Source organism: Allobosea sp. GW821-FHT10B12, from assembly GCF_059415545.1.
In genome coordinates this window covers 595,970-617,565 of record NZ_JBWKNL010000004.1, presented here as the reverse complement: position 1 = coordinate 617,565, position 21,596 = coordinate 595,970, and the positions used below count along the sequence as shown (strand labels likewise).

Annotated in this window: 22 protein-coding genes; 12 read left to right on the top strand and 10 right to left on the bottom strand. The window is 67.4% G+C overall.

Annotated elements, in window-relative coordinates; translation table 11 throughout:
- Nucleotides 1-2: 2 nt before the first annotated feature.
- From AC07O0_RS17560 to AC07O0_RS17510, 11 genes are all read left to right on the top strand, one after another.
- Complete coding sequence (locus AC07O0_RS17560; RefSeq protein WP_494624967.1) at nt 3-1,274, top strand: ABC transporter substrate-binding protein; 1,272 nt, start codon at nt 3-5, stop codon at nt 1,272-1,274.
- 157 nt (nt 1,275-1,431) lie between these two features.
- On the top strand, nt 1,432-2,337 hold the full coding sequence (locus AC07O0_RS17555; protein WP_494624966.1) for a carbohydrate ABC transporter permease: 906 nt from the start codon (nt 1,432-1,434) through the stop codon (nt 2,335-2,337).
- 11 nt (nt 2,338-2,348) lie between these two features.
- Nucleotides 2,349-3,179: a carbohydrate ABC transporter permease gene (locus tag AC07O0_RS17550; protein WP_494624965.1), complete on the top strand. Its 831-nt coding sequence runs from the start codon at nt 2,349-2,351 to the stop codon at nt 3,177-3,179.
- Between the two features lie 10 nt (nt 3,180-3,189).
- Nucleotides 3,190-4,311: an ABC transporter ATP-binding protein gene (locus AC07O0_RS17545; protein ID WP_494624964.1), complete on the top strand. Its 1,122-nt coding sequence runs from the start codon at nt 3,190-3,192 to the stop codon at nt 4,309-4,311.
- Complete coding sequence (locus AC07O0_RS17540) at nt 4,308-5,291, top strand: NAD-dependent epimerase/dehydratase family protein (protein WP_494624963.1); 984 nt, start codon at nt 4,308-4,310, stop codon at nt 5,289-5,291. Before AC07O0_RS17545 ends, AC07O0_RS17540 begins: the two co-directional genes overlap by 4 nt.
- The gene (locus AC07O0_RS17535) at nt 5,231-6,970 is read left to right on the top strand and encodes an SMP-30/gluconolactonase/LRE family protein (RefSeq protein WP_494624962.1); all 1,740 of its coding nucleotides are present in this window, start codon (nt 5,231-5,233) and stop codon (nt 6,968-6,970) included. The genes AC07O0_RS17540 and AC07O0_RS17535 overlap by 61 nt, the downstream gene beginning before the upstream one ends.
- Complete coding sequence (locus tag AC07O0_RS17530) at nt 6,967-7,731, top strand: SDR family NAD(P)-dependent oxidoreductase (RefSeq protein WP_494624961.1); 765 nt, start codon at nt 6,967-6,969, stop codon at nt 7,729-7,731. Before AC07O0_RS17535 ends, AC07O0_RS17530 begins: the two co-directional genes overlap by 4 nt.
- A 4-nt stretch (nt 7,732-7,735) precedes the next feature.
- Nucleotides 7,736-9,148 (top strand): FAD-binding oxidoreductase, encoded by a 1,413-nt coding sequence (locus AC07O0_RS17525; RefSeq protein WP_494624960.1) that lies wholly within the window; start codon nt 7,736-7,738, stop codon nt 9,146-9,148.
- Nucleotides 9,149-9,695: 547 nt separating this feature from the next.
- The gene (gene exbB / locus AC07O0_RS17520; RefSeq protein WP_494624959.1) at nt 9,696-10,505 is read left to right on the top strand and encodes a tonB-system energizer ExbB; all 810 of its coding nucleotides are present in this window, start codon (nt 9,696-9,698) and stop codon (nt 10,503-10,505) included.
- A gap of 3 nt (nt 10,506-10,508) precedes the next feature.
- Nucleotides 10,509-10,961, top strand: coding sequence for a TonB system transport protein ExbD (exbD, locus tag AC07O0_RS17515; protein ID WP_494624958.1), 453 nt, complete (start codon nt 10,509-10,511; stop codon nt 10,959-10,961).
- Nucleotides 10,958-11,818, top strand: coding sequence for an energy transducer TonB (locus AC07O0_RS17510; RefSeq protein ID WP_494624957.1), 861 nt, complete (start codon nt 10,958-10,960; stop codon nt 11,816-11,818). Before exbD ends, AC07O0_RS17510 begins: the two co-directional genes overlap by 4 nt.
- A gap of 9 nt (nt 11,819-11,827) precedes the next feature.
- On the opposite strand, the gene AC07O0_RS17505 is transcribed toward AC07O0_RS17510, so the two are convergent.
- From AC07O0_RS17505 to AC07O0_RS17495, 3 genes are all read right to left on the bottom strand, one after another.
- Nucleotides 11,828-13,126: an alpha/beta hydrolase gene (locus tag AC07O0_RS17505; RefSeq protein ID WP_494624956.1), complete on the bottom strand. Its 1,299-nt coding sequence runs from the start codon at nt 13,124-13,126 to the stop codon at nt 11,828-11,830.
- Between the two features lie 85 nt (nt 13,127-13,211).
- Nucleotides 13,212-13,979 (bottom strand): SDR family NAD(P)-dependent oxidoreductase, encoded by a 768-nt coding sequence (locus AC07O0_RS17500; RefSeq protein WP_494624955.1) that lies wholly within the window; start codon nt 13,977-13,979, stop codon nt 13,212-13,214.
- 109 nt (nt 13,980-14,088) lie between these two features.
- Entirely contained in the window at nt 14,089-14,379 is a 291-nt protein-coding gene (locus tag AC07O0_RS17495) for a metal-sensing transcriptional repressor (RefSeq protein WP_152015884.1), read from the bottom strand.
- Between the two features lie 216 nt (nt 14,380-14,595).
- On the opposite strand from AC07O0_RS17495, the gene AC07O0_RS17490 reads away from it, so the two are divergent.
- A complete protein-coding gene (locus tag AC07O0_RS17490) occupies nt 14,596-15,513 on the top strand; it encodes a nickel/cobalt efflux transporter (protein ID WP_494624954.1) in 918 nt (305 codons plus the stop codon).
- Here AC07O0_RS17490 and AC07O0_RS17485 read toward each other — a convergent pair.
- The 7 genes from AC07O0_RS17485 to AC07O0_RS17455 all read right to left on the bottom strand — a co-directional run bounded on the left by AC07O0_RS17485 (nt 15,494) and on the right by AC07O0_RS17455 (nt 21,561).
- Nucleotides 15,494-16,342: a GNAT family N-acetyltransferase gene (locus AC07O0_RS17485; RefSeq protein ID WP_494624953.1), complete on the bottom strand. Its 849-nt coding sequence runs from the start codon at nt 16,340-16,342 to the stop codon at nt 15,494-15,496. The two genes, AC07O0_RS17490 and AC07O0_RS17485, sit on opposite strands and share 20 nt — an antisense overlap.
- A gap of 10 nt (nt 16,343-16,352) precedes the next feature.
- On the bottom strand, nt 16,353-16,874 hold the full coding sequence (locus AC07O0_RS17480) for a hypothetical protein (protein WP_494624952.1): 522 nt from the start codon (nt 16,872-16,874) through the stop codon (nt 16,353-16,355).
- 12 nt (nt 16,875-16,886) lie between these two features.
- Nucleotides 16,887-17,816, bottom strand: coding sequence for a nucleoside hydrolase (locus AC07O0_RS17475; RefSeq protein WP_494624951.1), 930 nt, complete (start codon nt 17,814-17,816; stop codon nt 16,887-16,889).
- A 145-nt stretch (nt 17,817-17,961) separates the two neighbouring features.
- Nucleotides 17,962-18,723: an ATP-binding cassette domain-containing protein gene (locus AC07O0_RS17470; RefSeq protein WP_494624950.1), complete on the bottom strand. Its 762-nt coding sequence runs from the start codon at nt 18,721-18,723 to the stop codon at nt 17,962-17,964.
- Between the two features lie 139 nt (nt 18,724-18,862).
- Complete coding sequence (locus AC07O0_RS17465; protein ID WP_494624949.1) at nt 18,863-19,804, bottom strand: sugar ABC transporter substrate-binding protein; 942 nt, start codon at nt 19,802-19,804, stop codon at nt 18,863-18,865.
- A gap of 33 nt (nt 19,805-19,837) precedes the next feature.
- Nucleotides 19,838-20,779 carry an ABC transporter permease gene (locus AC07O0_RS17460; protein WP_494624948.1) on the bottom strand — a complete coding sequence of 314 codons (942 nt, stop codon included), beginning with the start codon at nt 20,777-20,779 and terminating at the stop codon, nt 19,838-19,840.
- Nucleotides 20,780-20,781: 2 nt separating this feature from the next.
- Nucleotides 20,782-21,561, bottom strand: a complete 780-nt coding sequence (locus AC07O0_RS17455) for an SDR family NAD(P)-dependent oxidoreductase (protein ID WP_494624947.1) — start codon at nt 21,559-21,561, stop codon at nt 20,782-20,784.
- Nucleotides 21,562-21,596 lie beyond the last annotated feature (35 nt).

Here is a 21,596-nt window from a genome sequence, read left to right as displayed (position 1 = left end):
CCATGACGAGGAAGAGGCTTGCACTGTCCGCGGCTGCGCTCGCGCTCGCCGCCGGCTTTCTCCCCGGCGCCGCTTGGGCGCAGGGCAAGGTGCTGAAATTCGTCTCCTGGCAGAAGGACGAGCGCGGCGTCGGCGACTGGTGGGGCTCGGTGATCAAGGAGTTCGAGGCGACGCATCCCGGCGTCAAGATCGAATGGACCAAGGTCGAGCGCGGCGCCTATGCCGACACGATGACGACGCTGTTCGCCGGCGGCAAGCCGCCGGATATCGTCCACCTCGCCTCCTTCGAGTTCCAGAAATTCGCCGATAATGGCTGGCTGGAGCCGCTCGACAGTTACATCAAGGACGCCAAGCTCGATCTCAAGGGCTGGGCCGGCCAGGACACCTGCAGCTGGAACAAGCAGACCGTCTGCACGATGATGCTCTATTTCGGCTACATCTTCGCCTACAACGAAGACCTCCTGAAGAAGGAAGGTCTTGCCGTCCCGAAGACCTATGCCGAGTTCCTCGCTGCGGCGCAGAAGCTGACCAAGGACGTCAACGGCGACGGCATCGTCGACCAGTTCGGCACCGGCCACGAGACCAAGGGCGGCGGCGGCCAGTATATGAGCGAGATGATGAACTACACGCTCGATGCCGGCGGGCGCTGGACCAACGATGCCGGTAAGGTGACGATCAACACGCCCGAGATGATCGAGGGCCTGTCGCGCTGGAAGACCATCGTCAAGACCAGCCTGACGCCGCGCGATTTGCCGGCTGGCGAGGTCCGCCAGATGTTCGCCGACGGCAAGATCGCGATGAAGATGGACGGACCCTGGCTCTACCCGATCATCCAGAAGGGCAAGGCCAAGGACCAGATCAAGCTCGGCATGGTGCCGTTCAAACCACCGGTCGGCGGCTCCTCCAACGTGCTCGGCATCGCCGCCGATGCGCCCAAGGAGAACAAGAAGCTGGTCTGGGACTTCATCGCGCTCGCGACCTCGGACAAGTTCCAGTCGAGCTATGCGACGCTCGGAGCCTCGCCGCCGCCTAGCCCACGCGCCGACACCTCGGCCGCGACCAAGGACACGCCGCATTTCGACCTGCTGGTCCAGGCGACCAAGGCGGCGGCCGACGCCAAGGTCGACCGCATTCCAAAGGGGCTGGAGCTGCAGTTCAACGAGTTCGCCAAGATGGTCATGGAAGAGTCCCAGCGCATGATCATCCAGGACCTCGACCCGAAGGCCGTCGCGGCGACGATGCAGGCCAAGGCCGAAGCGCTGCAGAAGCAGTAGCACGGCGCCCAAGAGCACGAGCCCGACCTCTCATCGTCATGGTCGGGCTTGTCCCGACCATCCACGTCTTCGCTGGCCGAAGGGCGGCGTCCAAGACGTGGATGCTCGCCACAAGGGCGAGCATGACGGAGCGCGCCGCAGCGGCGGAGATCAGACCATGCCCCGATCAGCCTTCCTCGACCTCGCCCGCCCGAGCCGGCGGCACTGGCTCGGCTATCTCCTGCTGGCGCCGGCGGTGCTGCTGATCGCGCTGATCATCGTCTATCCGCTGTTCGTCTCGGTCGACCTCTCGTTTCAGAACGTCAACATCGCCCGGCTCGACCAGCCGCGCCGGCCCTTCACCACCGCCAATTACGAGCGGCTCTTCGGCTCCGAGGATTTCTGGAACGCCTGCTGGGTGACGTTCAAGCTCGTCACCATCGTCTCGTTCTTCTGCTTCCTGCTCGGCCTCGGCACGGCGCTGCTGGTCAACAACCGCTTCAAGGGCCAGGCGCTGGCGCGTCTGCTCGTCGCCCTGCCCTGGGCGATCCCCGAGGTGATCGCGGTCGTGATCTTCGCCTGGCTGTTCGATTCCTCCTTCGGCCTGATGAACTGGCTCTTCATCAGGCTCGGCCTGGTCGACCAAACGATCAACTGGTTCTCCTCGCCCGACGCCGCCTTCGCCGTGGTCTGCACGGTGATGGTCTGGAAGGGCTATCCCTTCGTCTCGATCATGATGCTGGCCGGTTTGCAGTCGATTCCGGAGGATTTCTACAACGCCGCCAAGGTCGACGGCGCCCGCGCCTGGCAGCGCCTTCTCTACATCACCATCCCCTCGCTGATGCCGGTGATCGGCGTCACGCTGGTGCTGGTGATGCTCTGGGTCTTCCGCGACTTCTCGATCATCTACGTGCTGACCGGCGGCGGCCCGCTGAAGGCGACGCAGAGCCTCTCGATCATGACCTACGAGCAGGCCTTCGGCTTCTTCAAGATGGGCTACGCCTCCGCCATCGGCGTCATCACCCTGATCGTCTGCGTGATCGCGAGCCGGCTGATGATCGCCCGCGCGCCGGACAATATCTGAGGAGGCGGCCGATGAGACGGAAAACCACACGTCACGCCCTGCTCTATGCCGGCGTTGTCTTGACCTGCGCCATCCTGGTCTTCCCGATCTACTGGCTCGTCGTCACCGCGCTCTCCGAGCCGAGCCAGCTGCGGCAACTGCCGCCGAGCTTCTGGCCGAGCGAGCCGCGCTGGGGTGTATTCGGGCAGATCATGGCGGATAAGCCGATCCTGCTCTGGCTCGGCAATTCGGCGCTGGCGGCGATCGGCGCGGTGAGCCTGTCCATGGTCGTCTCGGTGCTCGCCGGCTACAGCCTGTCGCGCTTCCGGGTCCGTGGCGGCCAGTCGCTCGGCCTGTTCATCCTGACCGCCAAGATGCTGCCGGCGACGCTGCTGGTGATCCCGCTCTTCGGCATCTTCCGCAATCTCGAGCTGATCGGCAGCCTGTGGTCGATCATCCTCGCCCACGCCACCTTGATCATCCCGTTCACCACCTGGATGCTGAAGGGCTATTTCGACACGATCCCGCGCGAGCTCGAACAGGCGGCGATGGTCGACGGCTGCTCGCCGCTCGGCGCCATGGTCCGGGTGATCCTGCCGGTCTCGGCGCCGGGGCTGGCGGCGACGGCGCTCTACGGCTTCGTGCTGTCCTGGTCGGATTATGCCTATGCCCGCACCTTCCTGACCAACGCCCAGGGCAACTGGACCGCCAATCTCGGCATCACCACGATGAAGGGCGAGTACATCTCGAACTGGAGCGACATCTCCGCCGCCTCGATCCTCGTCGCCCTGCCGATCCTCGCGATCTACCTCTTCCTCGAACGCTATCTCGTCGGCGGCCTCACGGCCGGGGCCGAGAAGTAAGAGAACCCGCATGGCTGGAATCCGTATCGACGCCGTCACCAAATCCTATGGCGGGCTCACCGTCCTCAAGGCGTTTTCGCTCGACATCGCCGATGGCGAGTTCGTCGTCCTCGTCGGCCCGTCCGGCTGCGGCAAGTCGACCATGCTGAAGATCCTCGCCGGGCTGGAGGAGGCCTCCTCCGGCAAGATCAGCATCGGCGAGCGCGATGTCACCGACCTCGCGCCGGGCGACCGCGACATCGCCATGGTCTTCCAGAACTACGCGCTCTATCCGCATCTCACGGTTCGGAAGAACATGGGCTTCGGCCTGAAGATGCGCGGCACCGACTCCGCCGAGATCGACCGGCGGGTCAATGACGCTGCCAAGATCCTCGGCATTGACCATCTGCTCGAGCGCCGGCCGCGCGCCTTGTCCGGCGGCCAGCGTCAGCGCGTCGCGTTGGGACGGGCGATCGTGCGCGAACCGCAGGCTTTCCTGATGGACGAGCCGCTTTCCAATCTCGACGCCAAACTGCGCGTCCACACCCGCGCCGAGATCAGCGCCCTGCACAAGAGGCTGCGCGTCACCACGATCTACGTCACCCACGACCAGACCGAGGCGATGACGATGGCCGACCGCATCGTCATCATGAAGGACGGCGTGATCCAGCAGATCGCCTCGCCCGACGTGATGTTCCGCGAGCCGGCCAATCTCTTCGTCGCCGGCTTCATCGGCTCGCCCGGCATGAATTTCTTGAAGACGAAGGCGCAGGCGACAGGCGGCGGCGTCACCGCAAAGCTGTTCGGCCACGATGTGACGCTGCCGGTCACGAACGCCGCCGCGCTCGCGGGCAAGGAGATCGTCGTCGGGCTCAGACCCGAGCACATCGCCGCGGGACCGGGCCAAGTCTCCTTCGCGGTCAGCCCGCGGCTGATCGAGAGCCTCGGCAGCGAGCAATATGTCTATGTCGACCTGCCCGAGGAGCACCGCCGCGAGGCGAGTTCCGGCGGCGAGGATGAGTCACGACGGACCTCACTGATCGCGCGCCTGATCAATCCGGAGCCGCGCCCACCCGAGGAAACGCTGACGCTGTCCTTCGATCCGGCCCGGCTCCATGTCTTCGATGCCGCCAGCGGCGAGGCGATCCGATGAGCACCATTCTGGTCACCGGCAGCGCCGGGCGCGTCGGCTCGCGCGTGGCGCGGCAACTGCTCGAAGCCGGCCACCGCGTCACCGGCTTCGACCTGCGCGCCAGCGGGATCGAGCATACCGCCTATCGCGAGGTGCTCGGCGGCTTCGACGACCGCGCCGCCGCAAGGGAGGCCGTGCAGGGTACAGACGCGATCCTGCATCTCGGCGCCTTCATGTCCTGGCTGCCGGCCGATCGCGACCGGCTGTTCCAAGCCAATGTCGAGGGCACGCGCCTGCTGCTGGAGGAGGCTGCGGCGGCAGCGCCGAAGCGGCTCGTCTTCGCCTCCTCCGGCGAGGTCTATCCCGAGAACGTGCCGGACTATCAGCCGATCGACGAGGACCACCCGCTGAAGCCGCGCTCGCCCTATGGCTTGAGCAAGCTGCTCGGTGAGGAGATCGTGCGCTTCTTCGAGCGGACCAGCGGCACTCCCACAACGATCCTGCGCTTCTCGCACACGCAGGATGCAAGCGAACTGCTCGATCCCGGCAGCTTCTTCTCCGGCCCGCGCTTCTTCCTGCAGCCGAAGATCCGGCAGCAGGAAGGCTTCGGCAATGCCGCTGCCGTCGCGGCGCTACGCGCCATCGACGACGGGCGCGAGGTGCTGGTGCTGTCGCGCAACGAGGTCGGCCGGCCCTTCCGCATGCACATCACCGACACGCGCGACATGGTCGCCGGCATCCTGCTCGCGCTCTCCGACGAACGCGCAGCTGGGCGTACCTATAATCTCGGCGCGACCGAGCCGGTCGACTTCGCCGTGGCGCTGCCGATGATGGCGCAGTTGACGGGGCTGCCGTTGAAGACCATCGACCTGCCGGGCGCCGGCGTCTTCTACGAGACGTCGAACGCCAGGATCCGGGCAGAACTGGGGTATGAGCCGCAATGGACCTTCGAGCGCATGATCGGCGAGGCGGCGCAGGCGCGGGTGAAGCGCGCGTCCTGACGCCGGACGAGCGCGACGTCCCGACCGGCGCAGCCGCCCTCGCCAAGGGCCTCTATCTGCTCGACGTGATCGGCGAAGCCTCGGCGCCGCCGCGCTTCCGCGACCTGCAGGCGGCGACAGGCCTGCCCAAGGGCACGCTGGCGCGCATGCTCAACACGCTGCTCACCTTCCGCCTGATCCGGCACGAGGAGAGCGACAACACCTATAGGCTCGGCCACCGCCTGTTCGAACTCGCCCATCGCGTCTGGGAATCCTTCGACCTGCGCGGCGCCGGCGCCCCGGCGCTCGACCGGCTCGCCGAGGAGACGCGCGAGACGGCCGCGCTCTGCGCCATCGACAATGGCGAGGTGCTCTATATCGACCAGCGCAGCCGCGGCGGCCCCTATGGCTTCCGCATCGAGATCGGCCGGCGCGCGCCGCTGCATTGCACCGCCGGCGGCAAGGCACTCCTTGCCTTCGTCCAGCCGCATGAGCAGCGCGCCCTCGTCGACCGGCTTAAGCTCGAACGCTTCACCGAGACCACCATCACGGAGGAGGAGGCGCTCGCCGCCGACCTCGCCCTGACCCGGGCGCGCGGCTACGCCGTCTCGCAGGAAGAGCATGTCGCCGGCGTCGCCTCGGTCGCGGCGCCGATCTTCGATCATACCGGCCGCGCCGTCGCGGCGATCGGCGTGTTCGGTCCATCCTCGCGGCTGACGCGCGAGCGGCTGCACACCACCGGCCGCGACCTGATGGCGGCTGCAAGGCAGATCTCCGGCAATGTCGGCGCGACGCAGATGAACATCTCCCCGGCGCCGCGCTCGGCGCGGCCGGTCGATCCCAATGTGCAATGCGTCCTGCCCTGGGGGGCGCATCTCGCCGAAGGTCCGTACTGGTCGGCCGGCGAGCAGCGGCTCTACTGGGTCGACATCCTCGCGCCTTCGGTCAACCGCTTCGACCCCGCGACCGGCAACAATGAGGAGGTGACGCTGCCACGCCTGGTCAGCGCCGTGCTCGGCCGCCGCGGCGGCGGGCTGGTGGTACTGACGCAGGAGGGGCTGGAGGCGTTCGATTTCGCCAGCGGCCGGCTGACGCCGCTCGCCGACCCCGAAGCCGACATCCCCGACAACCGCTTCAACGACGGCAAATGCGACCGGCAGGGCCGGCTCTGGGCCGGGACGATGCGGCTCGACGCCAGCCGTGCCTCCGGCTCGCTCTACGCGATCGCGCCGGACCTCTCCTGGCAGCGGCGGGAGAGCGGGCTCACCGTCGCCAACGGGCTCGACTGGAGCCCGGACGGTCGGAGCTTCTACTTCGTCGATTCTGCCCATGGCTGCATCTATGCCTACGCGTTCGACGCCAAGGCCGGCACGCTCGCCAATCGCCGCGTCTTCACCGAGGTCGCCGGCCGGCCGGACGGGCTCGCGGTCGATGCCGAAGGCTTCGTCTGGTGCGCGATCTGGGATGGCTGGTGCCTGCATCGCTATGCGCCGGACGGCAGACTGGATCGCGAGGTCTGGCTGCCGGTGCCGCGCCCGACCAGCCTCGCTTTCGGCGGGCCGGACCTGAAGACACTGTTCATCACCACGGCGCGCATCCGCCTGCCCTCGCGCATGCTCGCCGAAGCGCCGTTCTCGGGCGGGCTCTTCACCTTGCCGGTCGACGTGCCCGGCCTGCCGGCGGCGGAGTTCGGCGGGTGAGAGCCGAAGCCAGCTATCCCGATCTCGCCGGCAAGGCAGCTTTGGTCACCGGCGGCGCCGACGGCATCGGCCGCGCCATCGTCGAGGCGCTGGCGCGGCAAGGTACGAAGGTCGCTTTTCTCGACATCGATTCCGGGCGCGGCGAGCGGCTCGCCGCCGAGCTTTCGGCTGCTGGCGGCGAGGTCTCGTTCCATCAAGTCGACCTGCGTAACATCCCGGCAACGCAAGCGGCGATCGCAGCGGCGCGCGGCCTGCACGGCCCGTTCGCGATCGGCGTCAACAATGCCGGCCATGACGAGCGGCACGATTTCGAGGTGGTGACGGAAGCTTACTGGGACGACCGTCTCGCCGTGAACCTCCGGCCGATGATGTTCGTCGCGCAGGCGCTGGCGCCGGATATGCGCAACCTCGGCGGCGGAGCATTGGTCAACCTGTCCTCGACCTCGTGGATGAAGGGCTCGCCGCATATGATCGCCTACACCACGGCGAAATCGGCGGTGATCGGCTTCACCCGCTCGCTGGCGCGGGCGCTCGGACCCGACGGCATCAGGGTGAACTGCGTCACGCCGGGCTGGGTGATGACCGAGCGCCAGCGGACGCATTGGTGGACGCCGGAGAAGGGTGCCGCCAACCAGGCAGCACAGGCGCTGAAGGGGGAGATCCTGCCGGAGGACATCGCCCAGATGGTGCTCTTCCTCTGCTCCGACGTCTCGCGCATGTGCGCCGGCCAGAACTTCATCGTCGATGCCGGCGCGGTCTGAGGCGATGAGTTTGCTCGATGACCTGCGCGTGGTGCTCGATCCAGCCGCCATCGTCACCGATCCGCAAGCGATGGCGCCGCACCTCATCGACTGGCGCGGCAAGCATAAGGGCGCGGCGCTCGCCCTGCTCCGTCCGCGCACGGTCGAAGAGGTCTCGGCGATTCTGCGCTGGGCCTCGGCGACGGGCACGCCGATCGTGCCGCAAGGCGGCAATACAGGGCTCTCGGGCGGCGCGACTCCGGATGGTTCCGGCAAAGCGGTCGTGCTCACGCTGGCGCGCCTCAACCGGATCAGGGCGATCGACACGGAGGGCGACACGCTGACCGCCGAAGCCGGCTGCATCCTCGCCGATGTCCAGCAGGCTGCTGCCGCCAGCGACCGGCTGTTCCCGCTCAGCCTCGGCAGCGAAGGCTCCTGCCAGATCGGCGGCGTGGTCGGGACCAATGCCGGCGGCATCAACGTCATCCGCTACGGCACGGTGCGCGATCTCGTGCTCGGCCTCGAATATGTCCGTGCCGACGGCGCCGTGATCCATGGCTTGAAGCCGCTGCGCAAGGATAATGCCGGCTATGCGCTGAAAGAGCTGGTGATCGGCTCGGAGGGCACGCTCGCGGTCGTGACGGCAGCGACCTTCAGGCTGTTTCCCAAGCCGCGAGCGAGCGCAACGGCACTGTGCGGCCTCGCCAGTCCGGCGGACGCCTTGCGGCTGCTCGCCCTGCTGAGGCAGGGCGCAGCCGAGCGCATCTCCAGCTTCGAACTGATGTGCGACGGCGAGATGGGCCTCACACTCGACCTCGTGCCCGGAACGGCCCTGCCACTAGACCGGCGCCATCGCTGGTACGTCTTCATCGAGCTCGCCGACAGCGATCCGGCCGGGCGCATCGGAGAGCTGCTCACCGAGGCGCTCGCCGACGCCATGGAACAGGGCCTGCTCCAGGACGCCGCCATCGCCCAGAGCGAGGCACAAGCCAGTGCGATCTGGCATTTGCGCTTCGCCGTCGCGGAAGCGAACCGCCGGGCTGGCTTCAGCGTCTCGCACGACACCAGCGTCGCAGTCGCCGACGTCCCGACCTTCATCACGGCGGTCGAAGCGATGGCGGCCGAGCGCTTCGCAGGCACGCGAGCGCTCTTCGTCGGCCATGTCGGCGACGGCAACATCCACGTCATCCTGCTCTTTCCGCGGGAGACGCCAGCCGAGCGGCGGGGCGAGCTCGGTCATGCCGTCAATGCGGAGGTCTTCGCGATCGTCAGCGCGTTCGGTGGCAGCATCACCGCGGAGCACGGCATCGGTAAGAGCCTGGCCCATGCGCTGGCGGAACATGCACAGCCGGAGGCGCTCGAGCTGATGAGAGCCGTCAAGCGAGCTTTCGACCCGCTCGGCATCCTCAATCCGGGCGCGATGCTCGCGCAAAGGTGAAGCAAGCCGGCATTCCGGCGAAGCATCCGAAATACTTGAACTGTTCCGGGCCAAGAGCGGCGGAAGCCTTACTTTAGAATACGTATAAACTATTGTATTTGCTAACCAATTCGCTCTGGTTTAACTGCTGGAGACGATCGCGGAGGCAATGCCCGTCAGGGCTGCCTCCCGTGGTCATCGGTAGCCGCTTCAACGGACGCGGCTCCGTTCCGAAAGCGCTCCCGCCAAGGAGGAGCGCCCAAAGACCACGGACCTTAATTCGATGCAGCGTTTGATCGGCACAGTCCTGCTTGCGACGGCCATTGCCGCCACCCCCGTGGCGAGCCTCGTCGCTCTCGCCCAGACCACCCCTGCCGAGACGGCCCCGGCGCAGCAGACGAGCCCGTCGGGTGCACATGGCGGCGCGGTGCCAGCGCCTGCTGCGAATCCCACGCCCGCCGCCCCCGCTCCAACCGGTCAGACAGCACCGGCTTCTCCGAGCACCGCTGCGCCAGCACCTGTTGCGCCGACCCTAGCCGCTCCGGGAGCCGGCGCCCCGCAGACCGCTATGCCTGCAACCGCTCCTTCTGCGGCCCCCATACCTGTCGCAGGGCAGGCCACGCTGCCGCATGACCTGTCGCCCTGGGGCATGTTCATGGCGGCCGACATCGTCGTGAAGGCGGTGATGCTCGGCCTCGCCTTCGCTTCGTTGGTGACCTGGACGATCTGGCTCGCCAAGGCGCTCGAACTCGCCGCCGCCAAGACGCGGGCGCAGCGGGCGGTGCGCCGACTGGAAGAATCGATCAGCCTGGACGAGGCGGCGCGAGCGATCGCTGGCCGCAAGGGCCAAGCGCGCGGCACTGTCGCGGAGCTGGTTGGCGCCGCCCAGAGCGAGCGCGAGCGCTCCCATGATCTTGGCGAGGACGGCATCAAGGAACGTGCGGCGATCGCATTGTCGCGGATCGAGGCTCGCGCCGGCCGCAGCATGGCGCGCGGCACCGGCCTGCTCGCTACCATCGGCTCGACCGCCCCCTTCGTCGGCCTGTTCGGCACGGTCTGGGGCATCATGAACTCGTTCATCGGCATCAGCCAGTCGAAGACGACCAACCTCGCCGTCGTCGCCCCCGGCATTGCCGAGGCGCTGCTCGCGACTGCGATCGGCCTCGTCGCCGCGATCCCGGCCGTGATCATCTACAACGTCTTCGCCCGCGCCATCGCCGGCTATCGTGCCACGCTCTCGGACGCCTCCGGCGAAGTGCTGCGCCATCTCTCGCGTGATCTCGAGCGGCTGCGCCGCCAGGCCGCGCAGCAGGTCCGCGCCAATCTGCATGCCGTCCCGGCCCAGCCGGCCGCGATGCCGCGCGTTCCGGCGGAGTGAGCAATGGCGGTTTCGCTCAAGGAGGCGCAGGACGGCGATCTCGGTGAAGTCAGCGAGATCAACGTCACGCCGTTCATCGACGTGATCCTGGTGCTGCTGATCATCTTCATGGTGGCAGCGCCGCTCTCGACCGTCGATGTCGCGGTCGACCTGCCGGTCTCCAATGCCCAGCCGCAGCCGCGACCGGACAAGCCGGTCTTCCTGACCGTGAAGCAGGACCTCTCACTCGCCCTCGGCAACGACACCGTGCCGCGCGAGCAATTGCAGGCGATGCTCGACCGCCAGACCGGCAATGATCGCGAACAGCGCGTCTTCCTGCGCGCCGACGGGGCCGTGGCCTATCGTGAGCTGATGGAGGTCATGAACAGGCTGCGCCAGGCCGGCTATCTCAAGATCGCGCTGGTCGGGCTCGAGGATACCGGCCAGAGCGCCGCGCCCGGAGCGGGCAAGCCATGATCGCCTCCGCACCGGACCGCCGCTGGCTCGCTGCGCTGCGCTGGGGCGTCGCTGCGGTCGCCGTCGCTGCCGCCCATGGCGGCCTCGCCTGGGTCGGCGTGAACTGGCGACTGTCGGAAGCCGCTGCCGGCGCGCCGGAACCGGCCGTGATGATCGAGCTCGCCGCGCTCTCGGTCGCGCCCGAGGCGCCGCCGGAGAACCTGCCGATCGCGCCGGAGCGGGCCGAGCCGGAACCGCCGCCGCCCGAGCCGGTGAAGGAGACGCCGCCCCCAGAGCCGGAGCCGGAACCGATCCCCGAGCCGACCCCGGTCGAGCAGCCGGAGATCAAGCTGCCGGAGCTGCCGCAGACACCGAAGCTCGACGCCGTATTGCTGCCGCCTCCGCCAGAGCTGAAGCCGGTGGAGAAGAAGCCGGAACCGAAGGTCGTCGAGAAAAAGGAAAAGCCCAAGCCGAAGCCCAAGGTCGTCGAGCGCAAGCCGGTCGAGCAGCGGGCCAAGGAGGCCGTGGCGCCGAAGCCGTCGGAGCAGCGCGCCGCGGCGCCCAGCAGCGCCGCGCAGGGCACGGCCAGTCAGCCGACGGTCTCGACCGCGTCCTGGCGCGGCTCGCTGATCGCGCATCTCAATCGCTACAAGCGCTTCCCCGGCGGGGCGAGCCCGGGCACGGTCCAGGTCGCGTTCGCGATCGACCGCAGCGGCAATGTGCTGTCCTCGCGCGTCGTCGGCTCGTCGGGCGATTCCGCGCTGGACGCCGAGGCAGCGGCGATGATCCGCCGTGCCAGCCCGGTACCGGCGCCGCCTGCGGGCGTCGGCGGGGGCGGAGCGATCTCGCTCTCGGTGCCGGTGCGGTTCAGCCGGTAAGGTAGCCGTTCAAGGCTGCCCGACGGGTTTCTGGAACGGCGTGGTCACGGTATCGCCGACCGCGGCGCCGGTGTCCTGAATATTATTCCCGAGATGCTCGACCCGGTCACCAAGATGGCGGCGAGCGGTTGGATCGACCACTGCGATCGGGGCAGTGACGACGATGCCTGCTGCGGTGCCGACCGCTGCGGCGGCGCTGCCAGTCACCTCGATCAGCCGCTCGCCGAGGCCAACACGGGAATCGGTGATCGGCTGGCCGTCGACGAGGCGCGTGCCGATCAGTTTCACTACCTCCGGGCTCTCGGCGAACTTGCCATGATTGAGCTTGTCGCCGGTGCGCAGCTTGGTGAGATTCAGAACCGTGATCTTGTCCGCCTCGAACTCGCTCTTATAGGGCTCGACATCGGGGTCGACGGCACCGAGGCGATCCTTGCCGCCCCAGACCCGGCGCGAGACGGCAAGCGCGCGATCGTCCTGCGAGACGAACAGGGTGAATTTCGGCCGCCGCCCCTTCATCTCCGCGATCTGGGTACGGAAGACGTCGGCATCGACATCGGGCGAGGCGAGCATGACATTGGCGATCTTCGGCGGGATGCCGCGATTGCGCACCGCCATCTGTGTCAAGGCCTCGAGCGCGACCCAGTTGCCCATCGAATGAGCCAGCAGCGAGACCTCGCCGACAGCCGGGTCGCGCGCCAGCCCCTGCAGCAGCTCCTCCAACGCGTTGCGCGAATAGGTCGCGCTCTCGCGGTCATAGCCATAGGCGAAGAGCGAGCCGCGCGAGGGCCAGGTGAACAGCACCGGCACGACATTGGCGTCCGAATCGTGGACGATCTGGGCGAAGCGGTAGACCGCGTCCTCGAAGCGGTTGTTGAAGCCGTGGACAAAGACCATGACGCGGCGCTTCGGCACGCGCGAGACGCGATCGTGCAGGCGCGCCAATCCGGTCTTCGCATCGAGCTTGTCGACCTTGAGCGTGACGAAATCGGTCTCGGGGTTGCCTGGCAAACGGCTCGGCCACTGCACCTCGCCGGCCTTGCGGCGGCTGTCCGGCGGCAAGGAGATCGTCATCTCGGCAAAGGACGGCTTGCCGCGCTCGCCGGAATACAGCACGCCAGCATCCGGATCGGCCGCGCGCGTCGTCGCCACCAGCATGGTGACCTTGCTGGTGCCCGGCACGGTCGAGGCGACCGGCTTGAGCACACCCTGCACGTCGCCGGCACAACCGGCGACGAACATCGTCGCAAACACGACTGCGCAGACCCGTCGGGCGGCCGGCATCGGCAGGTCCTTGCGGCGGATCGGCATCATCGACTACCCAGCTTCGGAGCGGCGCCCAGACCATGCTGGTGCGCCGCCCGCCACGTCAAGGACGCCGAAGCCACAGTGACGCTCAGACCATGTACTGGCCGCCATTGACCTCGATGGTCTGGCCGGTGATGTAGCCGCTCATCGCCGGGCTGGCGAGGAAGAGGAAGACGCCGACATTGTCCTGCGGCGTGCCCACACGCTCCATCGGAACCGTCTTGCGCATCGCCTCGATCTGCTCGGCCGTCGAATAGCGCTCGTGGAAGGGCGTCATGATCACGCCGGGCGAGACGCCGTTGACGCGGATGCCAAAGGGCACGAACTCCTTGGCCATGCCGCGGGTCAGGTTGAGCACGAAGGCCTTGGAGCTGGCATAGAGCGAGGAGCCGGGCCCACCGCCATTACGCGCGGCGATCGAACTCAGATTGATCACGCTCGACTTGCCGCCGGATTTCTTCAGATAGGGCAGCGCCGCCTTGGAGGCCATCACCACCGAGCGGACGTTGAGATCGACGACGCTGTCGAAGAACTCGTCCTCGATCTCGGCGATCGGCGTGCGCTTCACCAACGCGCCAGCATTGTTGACGAGCACGTCGAGCCCGCCGAGCCTGTCGGCCGCCTTGTTGACGAGATCGACCGCCTGCTTGCTGTCGGCGACATCGGCTTGCAGCACATGGGCCTCGCCGCCGGCTGCCTTGATCTCGGCGGCGACGGCGTTGGCCTCGGCCTCGCTCGACTTGTAGTGCACCACGACGCGCATGCCATGCGCCGCATAGGCCTTCGCCACGCCGGCGCCGATGCCGGTGCTGGAGCCGGTAACCAGGGCGCGCAGCCCCTTGAGATCGTCGAGCATCATTCCTCCCTCGGGATACAGGCTTAAATCGTTTCAGGAGCGATCTTGCGCGACGCAAAGCCGAACGGCCAGCGCCGCTTCGACAACCCCGCCATTCGTGAACCGGCGTTCAGAGGAATTTAGTCATCGCCTTGAACTCCGCCAGCAGCCCGCGCGCCTCATCCGGGAGGCTGCCGGCCGCCTCTTCCAGGCAATGGCCGATATGCTCCTGGATCAGGATCTTGCGGGCATTGGCGATCGCGCCTTCGACGGCCTGCAATTGCTGGGCGATCTCCAGGCAGGAGCGGACATTGGCGACCATCTCGATGGTCGAGCGCAGATGCCCCTCGGCCCGCTTCAGCCGCGTGATGATCTCGGGATGCCGATGATGGTGGATCCGGGCGTGTTCCTCGTCCTGCATTCCCCGCTCCTTGCATCTTGATCCTATCCTCCCGGGGAGGTTATAGATCGAGGCATCCGCTGAGCAAGCGGCACCCGATCAGGCAGGCGCCGGCGCAAGACCGGGCGCATCCCGGCGATCGGGCGGGCGAGGACGAGACGGGCGCCCCCGACCAGCTCCGGCAAGGCCGGACGGCACGGCAGCGCACGGTCCGTTCCGGATCCGGAGCACCAAATCGTGCCAAGCTTCACCGAGTTGCTGGCGCAAGGCGCCGGCCATGCCTGGCTGTTCATTCCAAGCGCGATCCTGCTCGGTGCTTTGCACGGGCTCGAACCCGGCCATTCCAAGACGATGATGGCGGCCTTCATCGTCGCCATCCGCGGCTCGGTGCTGCAGGCGCTGCTGCTTGGCCTCGCCGCGACGCTCTCGCACACGCTCGTCGTCTGGGGCGTGGTGCTCGCCGGCCTCTATCTGACGCGCGACTTCAATGCCGAGGCGACCGAGCCCTGGTTCCAGCTCGCCTCCGGCGTGCTGATCATCGCGATCGCGCTCTGGATGCTGTGGCGGACCTGGCGCGAGCAGCGTGCGCTACGCCCGGCCGGTCATGGGCATCACAGCCATGGGCATAGTCACGGCCACTCCCACGGTCATGGCCACAGCAACGGGCATTCCCATGCTCATGGTCACTCGCACGGCCGCGGTCACGATCGCGGCGACACCGACGACGAGCCAATGGACGCGCATCAGCGCGCCCATGCGCAGGACATCCGGAAGCGCTTCGCCGACCGGCCGGTGACGACCTGGCAAATCGCGCTGTTCGGACTGACCGGCGGGCTGATCCCCTGCCCCGCGGCGATCACAGTGCTCCTGATCTGCATGCAATTGCGCGAGATCGCGCTCGGCGCCGTGCTTGTTCTGTGCTTCTCGATCGGGCTTGCGATAACGCTGGTTGCGGTCGGCGTCGCCGCCTCGCTCAGCCTGCGGGCCGTTGCGAAGCGCTCCAACTGGCTGTCGACCGTCGCGGCGCGGGCGCCGTATGTCTCCGGCGTGCTGATCGTACTTGTCGGGCTTTACACCATCTGGCACGGCTGGAGCGGACTGCAGGCGCAAACCCTGCGCGCCGCAGCGATGCTGATCAGCCCATGGCCTGGTTGACGAGGGCGAAGCGATGCGCCGGCCCGGGCGCGACCGGCGCAGCCCCGCGCTCCATCACCGCGCCGGAGGCGATGAGCGGCAGGCCGCATTCGCCGAGCCAGGCACCGAGGCCGGTGCGGGCCGGCACGTCGATGCGAACGAAATCGCCACGGCGGGCGGCGAGCAGCGCGGCGATCAGATTGCAGGCGGCGGCATCGTCGACGGCCACGACCGGGCCGATCAGCCAGCCATGGCCATGCCGGCGCAGGAAGCCGAAGCCGGCGGGTGCGCCGGCGCGCTCGATCAGGATGGCATGGCCGCGGGCCAGCAGAGCTTCGAGGACCGGCGCGCGTGGCAATCCCGTCGCCTCGTGATCGAGCTGTGCCAGCAGCGGGAGATCGGCGGCAACGGCCGGACGCATGACCTCATTGGCAGCGAGGACCGGCGCGGCCAGTTCCGGCCAGTCGCCCTGGTGCTGGCGGACTTCGTCGATGGCGATGAAGCCGTAGCGGGCATAGAGCGGCTCGCCCTGCGGCGTGGCGACGAGACCGAGCGTTCGCCCTTCCGTCACCGCGATCAGCCGCTCGGTCAGCAGCTTGCCGATGCCCTGACCTTGTCGATCGGGCGCGACAATGATGGTGCCGAGCGTGGCATGGGTCGCGCCAAAACCCCACCATAGCCCGACACCGACGACCTCGTCCTCGATCGACAGGGTAAAGCCTTGCCCGAGCGAAAGCGCGAACTCCCAATCCTCGCGGCGATGCGACCAGCCGACTGCGGCCGAAAGCTTTTGGCAGGCATCTGCATCTGAGAGGGCGGAAGGGCGAAGCGTCAGCTGGATCGACGTCATCAGCCGGCCCTCAGCGGCAAAATTCGGCGCAACCGGACTGCCAGAACGGCGCCTGCCCATCAAGCGGCGGCACCGAAGGGCGCGGCTTCGCATCCGGCAGATCGGATGGCACCGGCACGACCAACTCCCACCAGCGATGGGCGCATTGCGAGCGGAAAGCCATCTGGTCGCTGATCGAGGTGTTCTCGCGGGCGAGAACCGCATCGAGCGCATCGCAGGCTCGGCGCAGCGCCGCGTCGTTCGTATCGCCGGGTTCGTTGGCATAGTCGTGGAAGGCGGCGGTAAAAGCCTCCATCTCGCGGGCGATGTGCGGCCAGTCCTGGCGGCCGAGGTTCCAGGCGTCCATCCATTCGCGCACCACCGTCTCGACCGCCTCGGCCTTCGGCTTGCCGGCGACCTTGCGGGCGGTGGTCAGCATATGGCGCATCAGTTCGGCGCGGGCATGGAGCTGGCGGGCGGCGAGCGCGGCCGTCTGCATCGCCAGAATCGCGCGCTCGGCCTCGAGCTGCAGCTCCTCGACGAAATGGGCCATCGCGTTCTCCAATCACGGCAACGTCGCGAGCCGGTCGAACAGGCGCTGGAACAGCGCCTCCGCCTCGACGCTCGCGACGACATGGGCATTGGCTGGCCGCTTGAGCCGGCCGTTCCAGTCGATCGTGGTTCGGCCCCGCAAGGGACCGTCGCCGGTCTCGACCTCGACACAACAGTCGCGCCCCGAAAAGAGTTCCGGCCAGAGCAGGAAGGTGACCACGCAGGGGTCGTGCATGGGGTGGCCAGCGGTGCCGAGCCCGCCTGGGCGCGGACGCGTCAGCATGCCGTGCACCGCCTTGCCGGCCGCATTGCCGAACGAGAGCAGGCGCGCAACCTGTTCATGCGAGGCGATCGCCTGATGGGTGACGCCCAAGCCGAACATCACGATCGGCCGGCCGCAGCCGAAGACGATCGCGGCGGCATGCGGATCGACATGGATGTTGAACTCGGCTGCCGGGGTGATGTTGCCGAGCGCCAGCGCCCCGCCCATCAGCACGATGCGCTTCACCTTCGGCAGGACGTCCGGCGCCAGCCGGAAGGCGAGCGCGAGATTGGTCAGCGGCCCGAGCGGACAGAGCGTGACGCTGTCGTCGGGCGCGGCACGCAGGATGGCGATCAGTGCCTCGACGGCATGGGCAGGGTCAACCTCACCACGCGCCGGCGGCAGATCGGCGCCGGCCAGCCCATCGGGTCCGCAGACGAATTCGGCGGTCGAGAGCGGAAAGATCAGCGGCCGATCTGCCCCGGCATGGACCGGCACATCCTCGCGCCCGGCGAGCTCGCGGATGCGCAGCGCATTGGCGGTGGTCAGCGCCAGCGGGACATTGCCGGCGACGGTGGTGATCGCCTTGAGGTCGAGCTCGGGGCTGGCGAAGGCAAGCAGCAGGGCGACGGCATCGTCCTGGCCCGGGTCGGTGTCGATGACAATCGCTTCGCGCGCCATGTCAGTGTCCGTTTGAGAATTCGTCAGGGCGTGGCGAGACTGGTGTTTTTCGAGCATCGGAGCGCAGCGTACTCCAAGTACGTGAGCACCGAAGCGCAGAAGAACGCCAGTCGCAGACCGCCATCACGAATTCGCAAACCGACACTCAGGCCGCCCTGGCGTTGCCGGCCATGATCATGTGGCTGAGATCGTCGGCGGTGAGATCGCCAAGCGGCCGGTCGACGTACTTTCGGCCGGCACCCATGATCACCACCCGGTCGGCGAGCGCGACGACGTCGCGCATATTGTGGCTGATCAGCAGCACCGTCCGGCCATCGGCCTTGAGCTTGCGGATCAGGTCGAGAACGAGTGCCGTCTCCTTAACGCCGAGCGCCGCCGTCGGCTCGTCCATGATGATGATCTCGGCTTTCCAGCGCAGGGCGCGGGAGATCGCCACGGCCTGGCGCTGGCCGCCGGAGAGCCGTTCGACCGGGCGATCCATGTCCTCGACGGTGACCGAGAGCTGCTTGAGGAAGCCGCGCGCCTCCTGCGCCATCCTCTTCTTGTCGAGGACGCGCAGGAAGGGCAGCAGCATGGGCCTCGTCAATTCCGAGCCCATGAAGACGTTCTGAGCGATCGAGAGCCGCGGCGCCAGCGCCAGATCCTGATAGATCGTCGCGACGCCATGGCTCAGCGCATCATGCGGCGAGGCGAAGACGACCTCCTTGCCGCGCATCTGGAGCGTGCCCGAAGTCGCTTCCTCGGCGCCGGAGACCACCTTGATCAGACTCGACTTGCCGGCCCCGTTATCGCCGCAGATGGCGACGACCTCGCCGTCAAAGATATCGAGATCGACCTCGCGCACCGCCACGACCGGGCCGTAAGCCTTGCCGATGCCACGAAGCGAGAGGATTGGGGTGGCGGTCATCGCAGCTGGCTCCGGAAGCACTGCCTGTCATGCTCGCCCTTGTGGCGAGCATCCACGTCTTGAACACGGACTTCGACCAACGAAGACGTGGATGGTCGGGACAAGCCCGACCATGACGTCATGGTGGCCGCTTCGCCCCTTACTTCAGGAACTGCTGGACGTTGTTCTTGTCGACCAGCACGGCGTCGGTGAAGAGGTAGGGGCCGGCGGCGATGGTCTCCTTCGGCTTCTTCTCGACGACGATCACCTGGATCGCGTCGACTGCCTGCTTGCCCATCTCCTCGAACGGGATCGAGACTGTGGCCATGAAGGTCGAGGCCGGGTCGGCGATGCGGGCATAGGTCTCCTTGCCGCCATCGACCGAGACCAGCGGAATCTGGCCCTTCTTCACGCCTTGAGCCTGCAGGAGGTCGTCGATGATATAGGCCTGGCCGTCGAACGAGGCCCAGATGCCGTTGATCTTGCCCTGGTTCTGCAAGAGCAGCGCCTGCATGCCGGCGCGGACATCGTCGCGCCAGCTCTGAGTGCGGGCCATCGAGAACTTGCCGAGCTCCTTCACGCCCTGGTTCTCGGAGAGCACGTTGTCGAGCAACTTGCCGCGGATGCGCGAGGCGACGTTGAGGTCGAAGCGGGCGGTGACGATGTTGCCCTGATAGCCGAGCTGGCCGAGCAGATAGAGCGCAGCTTCGGCTCCGACTTTGTACTCATTGGTCTGGATATCGAAGAGCGCGTGCGGGCTCGAACCCGACTGCACGGTGATCACCGGGATCTTGGCGTCCTTGGCCGCCTTGAATTGGGCGTCGGCCTCGACCGGCTTGCCCATGGCGATGATGATCGCGTCGACCTTTTTGGCGATCAGCGCGTCGAACTGCTCGGCATGCTTGGGCAGCGCGCCTTCCGAGTTCAGCAGCGTGACGTTCCAGCCCTTGGCCTTGGCGGCAGCCGTCGCGGCGTTGGCGACTCGGGCATGCGTTTCCGACGAGAACTGGAAACCGATCACGCCGAGCTCGAAAGCCTGCGCCCCCTGCCCGAGGCCGATGACGGCAACCGCCGCCAGCACAACTCTCTTCAAACCGACCATGACAACCTCTCCCCTTGTTATCGTTGTGAGCTCTCAGACCTTGAACGCCGCTTTCTTCATCACGCTGGCCGAGAAGGCGACCGAGCCGATGATGATGGCGCCGAGCACGATGTCCTGAACGTAATAGGGTGCGCCGAGCAGCACCAAGCCGTTGCCGAGCACCTTCAGCACCAGCGCCGCGAAGACGGTACCGGGGATATTGGGCTTGCCGGGCTCGAACATGGTCATCCCCAGCAGCACGGCGGCGATGGCGTAGAGCAGGTAATCGCCCGCCATGTTCGGCGCGGCCGAGGACAGGTTGGCGGCGAGCAGCACCGCGGTGATTGCCGCAAGGATGCCCGACAACAGCAAGCCGATGCGCTTCATCCTGGCGGTGGCGATGCCGGAGAGCCGGGCGGCCTCGTCCGCTTCGCCGGTCGCGACCATATGGGCGCCGGTGCGGGTCCATTTCACCAGCCCCCAGGCGAAGAGGGTGACGCCCGTGAGCCAGAGCACGAGATTGGGGATGCCGAAGGTGTAGCCGCGCGCCAGCCCGGTGAAGCTCACCGGCCAGCGGCCGACGAAGGCGACGCCCTGCGTGATCATGAAGGCGAAGCCCTTGGCGATCGCGGCCGTGCCGAGCGTCATGATCAGCGAGGGAATGCGCAGCACGGTGACGCCATAGCCATTGAGCCCGCCGAGCAGCGCGCCGACCGACAGCGCCGCCAGGACCGCGACCAGCGGCGGATACTGAAGCTGCACCAGCCAGCCGCAGACGACGGCGGAAAGGCTCGCCATCTCGGCGATCGAGAGGTCGAGTTCGGCGACGGTGAAGGCGAGCGCGAAGCCCAGCGCCAGGATGGCGAGGAAGCTCGTATCCTTCAGCACGTTGACGATGTTCATCGTCGTCGCGAAGTTCGGCGCGAAGGCGACGAAGAAGATGATCAGGGCAAGGCCGGCGAGCGCGGTGCCGTAGCGGCCGATGATCTCGCGCATCGTCAGGTTGTTCCCTTGGCAATCGCCGAGATCGGCGAGAGGATCTCGATGCCGCCGGTGACCGGGATCAGCGCGCCGGTGACGAAGGCCGCGGCCGGCGAGAGCAGGAAAGCGATGACGCCGGCGACATCCTCGGGACGGCCGAGGCGGCCAAGCGGGGTGCGCTGCGAGGCGCCCTCGACCAATGCGTTGAACTGACTGGCGAAGCCGCCGCGCACCATCGGCGTGTCAATGATCCCCGGCGCGACCGCATTGACGCGGATGGCATGGCGGCCGAGCTGCTGGGCCATGCCGTAGGTCAGCGTCGCGACACCACCCTTGGCCGAGCCATAGGCGAGGTTCGCCCCGCCATTGCTATGGGCGATCGAGGAGATGTGGACGATGGCGCCGCCCTCGCCCTGCGCGATCATCTGCCTGGCTGTGGCCTTGGAGACGCGGAAGACGGCGGAGAGGTTGATGTCGACGAGCTTGTCCCACTCCTCGTCCTCCATCTCGACCATCGGCACTGGCCGCGAGGCACCGGCCCCGGTGACGAGATTGTCGAGCCGGCCGAAACGTTCGACCGCAAGCTCGACCAGCGCGCCAGCGAGATCACGATCGCGGACATCGCCGGTCATAGCTACGACGTCGGCTCCCTCGGCCTGCAGCCGCTCCGCCAGTTCGACCAACGGGCTCGCCTCCAGCCCGGAGAGGACGAGCCTGTGCGCCGGAGCCAACGTCATCGCGAGCGCGCCGCCAATGCCGCCGGAAGCGCCAGTGATCAGAGTGACGGGCTTCGGCATCAGCCGGCCTTGCCGACGACTGGGACGAGACGAAA

Excerpts from the sequence above, each read along its gene's own strand:
- AC07O0_RS17500 (WP_494624955.1), bottom strand. The coding sequence starts at position 13,979 with ATGCTCGACGATCTCAAGGGGCTGCGCGCCCTGGTTACCGGCTCCAGC.
- AC07O0_RS17485 (WP_494624953.1), bottom strand. The coding sequence starts at position 16,342 with ATGACGTCGATCCAGCTGACGCTTCGCCCTTCCGCCCTCTCAGATGCA.
- AC07O0_RS17475 (WP_494624951.1), bottom strand. The coding sequence starts at position 17,816 with ATGGCGCGCGAAGCGATTGTCATCGACACCGACCCGGGCCAGGACGAT.
- AC07O0_RS17550 (WP_494624965.1), top strand. The coding sequence starts at position 2,349 with ATGAGACGGAAAACCACACGTCACGCCCTGCTCTATGCCGGCGTTGTC.
- AC07O0_RS17470 (WP_494624950.1), bottom strand. The coding sequence starts at position 18,723 with ATGACCGCCACCCCAATCCTCTCGCTTCGTGGCATCGGCAAGGCTTAC.
- AC07O0_RS17495 (WP_152015884.1), bottom strand. The coding sequence starts at position 14,379 with ATGCAGGACGAGGAACACGCCCGGATCCACCATCATCGGCATCCCGAG.
- AC07O0_RS17510 (WP_494624957.1), top strand. The coding sequence starts at position 10,958 with ATGATCGCCTCCGCACCGGACCGCCGCTGGCTCGCTGCGCTGCGCTGG.
- AC07O0_RS17555 (WP_494624966.1), top strand. The coding sequence starts at position 1,432 with ATGCCCCGATCAGCCTTCCTCGACCTCGCCCGCCCGAGCCGGCGGCAC.
- AC07O0_RS17525 (WP_494624960.1), top strand. The coding sequence starts at position 7,736 with ATGAGTTTGCTCGATGACCTGCGCGTGGTGCTCGATCCAGCCGCCATC.
- AC07O0_RS17505 (WP_494624956.1), bottom strand. The coding sequence starts at position 13,126 with ATGCCGATCCGCCGCAAGGACCTGCCGATGCCGGCCGCCCGACGGGTC.
- exbD (WP_494624958.1), top strand. The coding sequence starts at position 10,509 with ATGGCGGTTTCGCTCAAGGAGGCGCAGGACGGCGATCTCGGTGAAGTC.
- AC07O0_RS17540 (WP_494624963.1), top strand. The coding sequence starts at position 4,308 with ATGAGCACCATTCTGGTCACCGGCAGCGCCGGGCGCGTCGGCTCGCGC.
- exbB (WP_494624959.1), top strand. The coding sequence starts at position 9,696 with ATGCCTGCAACCGCTCCTTCTGCGGCCCCCATACCTGTCGCAGGGCAG.
- AC07O0_RS17560 (WP_494624967.1), top strand. The coding sequence starts at position 3 with ATGACGAGGAAGAGGCTTGCACTGTCCGCGGCTGCGCTCGCGCTCGCC.
- AC07O0_RS17455 (WP_494624947.1), bottom strand. The coding sequence starts at position 21,561 with ATGCCGAAGCCCGTCACTCTGATCACTGGCGCTTCCGGCGGCATTGGC.
- AC07O0_RS17535 (WP_494624962.1), top strand. The coding sequence starts at position 5,231 with ATGGACCTTCGAGCGCATGATCGGCGAGGCGGCGCAGGCGCGGGTGAA.
- AC07O0_RS17480 (WP_494624952.1), bottom strand. The coding sequence starts at position 16,874 with ATGGCCCATTTCGTCGAGGAGCTGCAGCTCGAGGCCGAGCGCGCGATT.
- AC07O0_RS17545 (WP_494624964.1), top strand. The coding sequence starts at position 3,190 with ATGGCTGGAATCCGTATCGACGCCGTCACCAAATCCTATGGCGGGCTC.
- AC07O0_RS17460 (WP_494624948.1), bottom strand. The coding sequence starts at position 20,779 with ATGCGCGAGATCATCGGCCGCTACGGCACCGCGCTCGCCGGCCTTGCC.
- AC07O0_RS17465 (WP_494624949.1), bottom strand. The coding sequence starts at position 19,804 with ATGGTCGGTTTGAAGAGAGTTGTGCTGGCGGCGGTTGCCGTCATCGGC.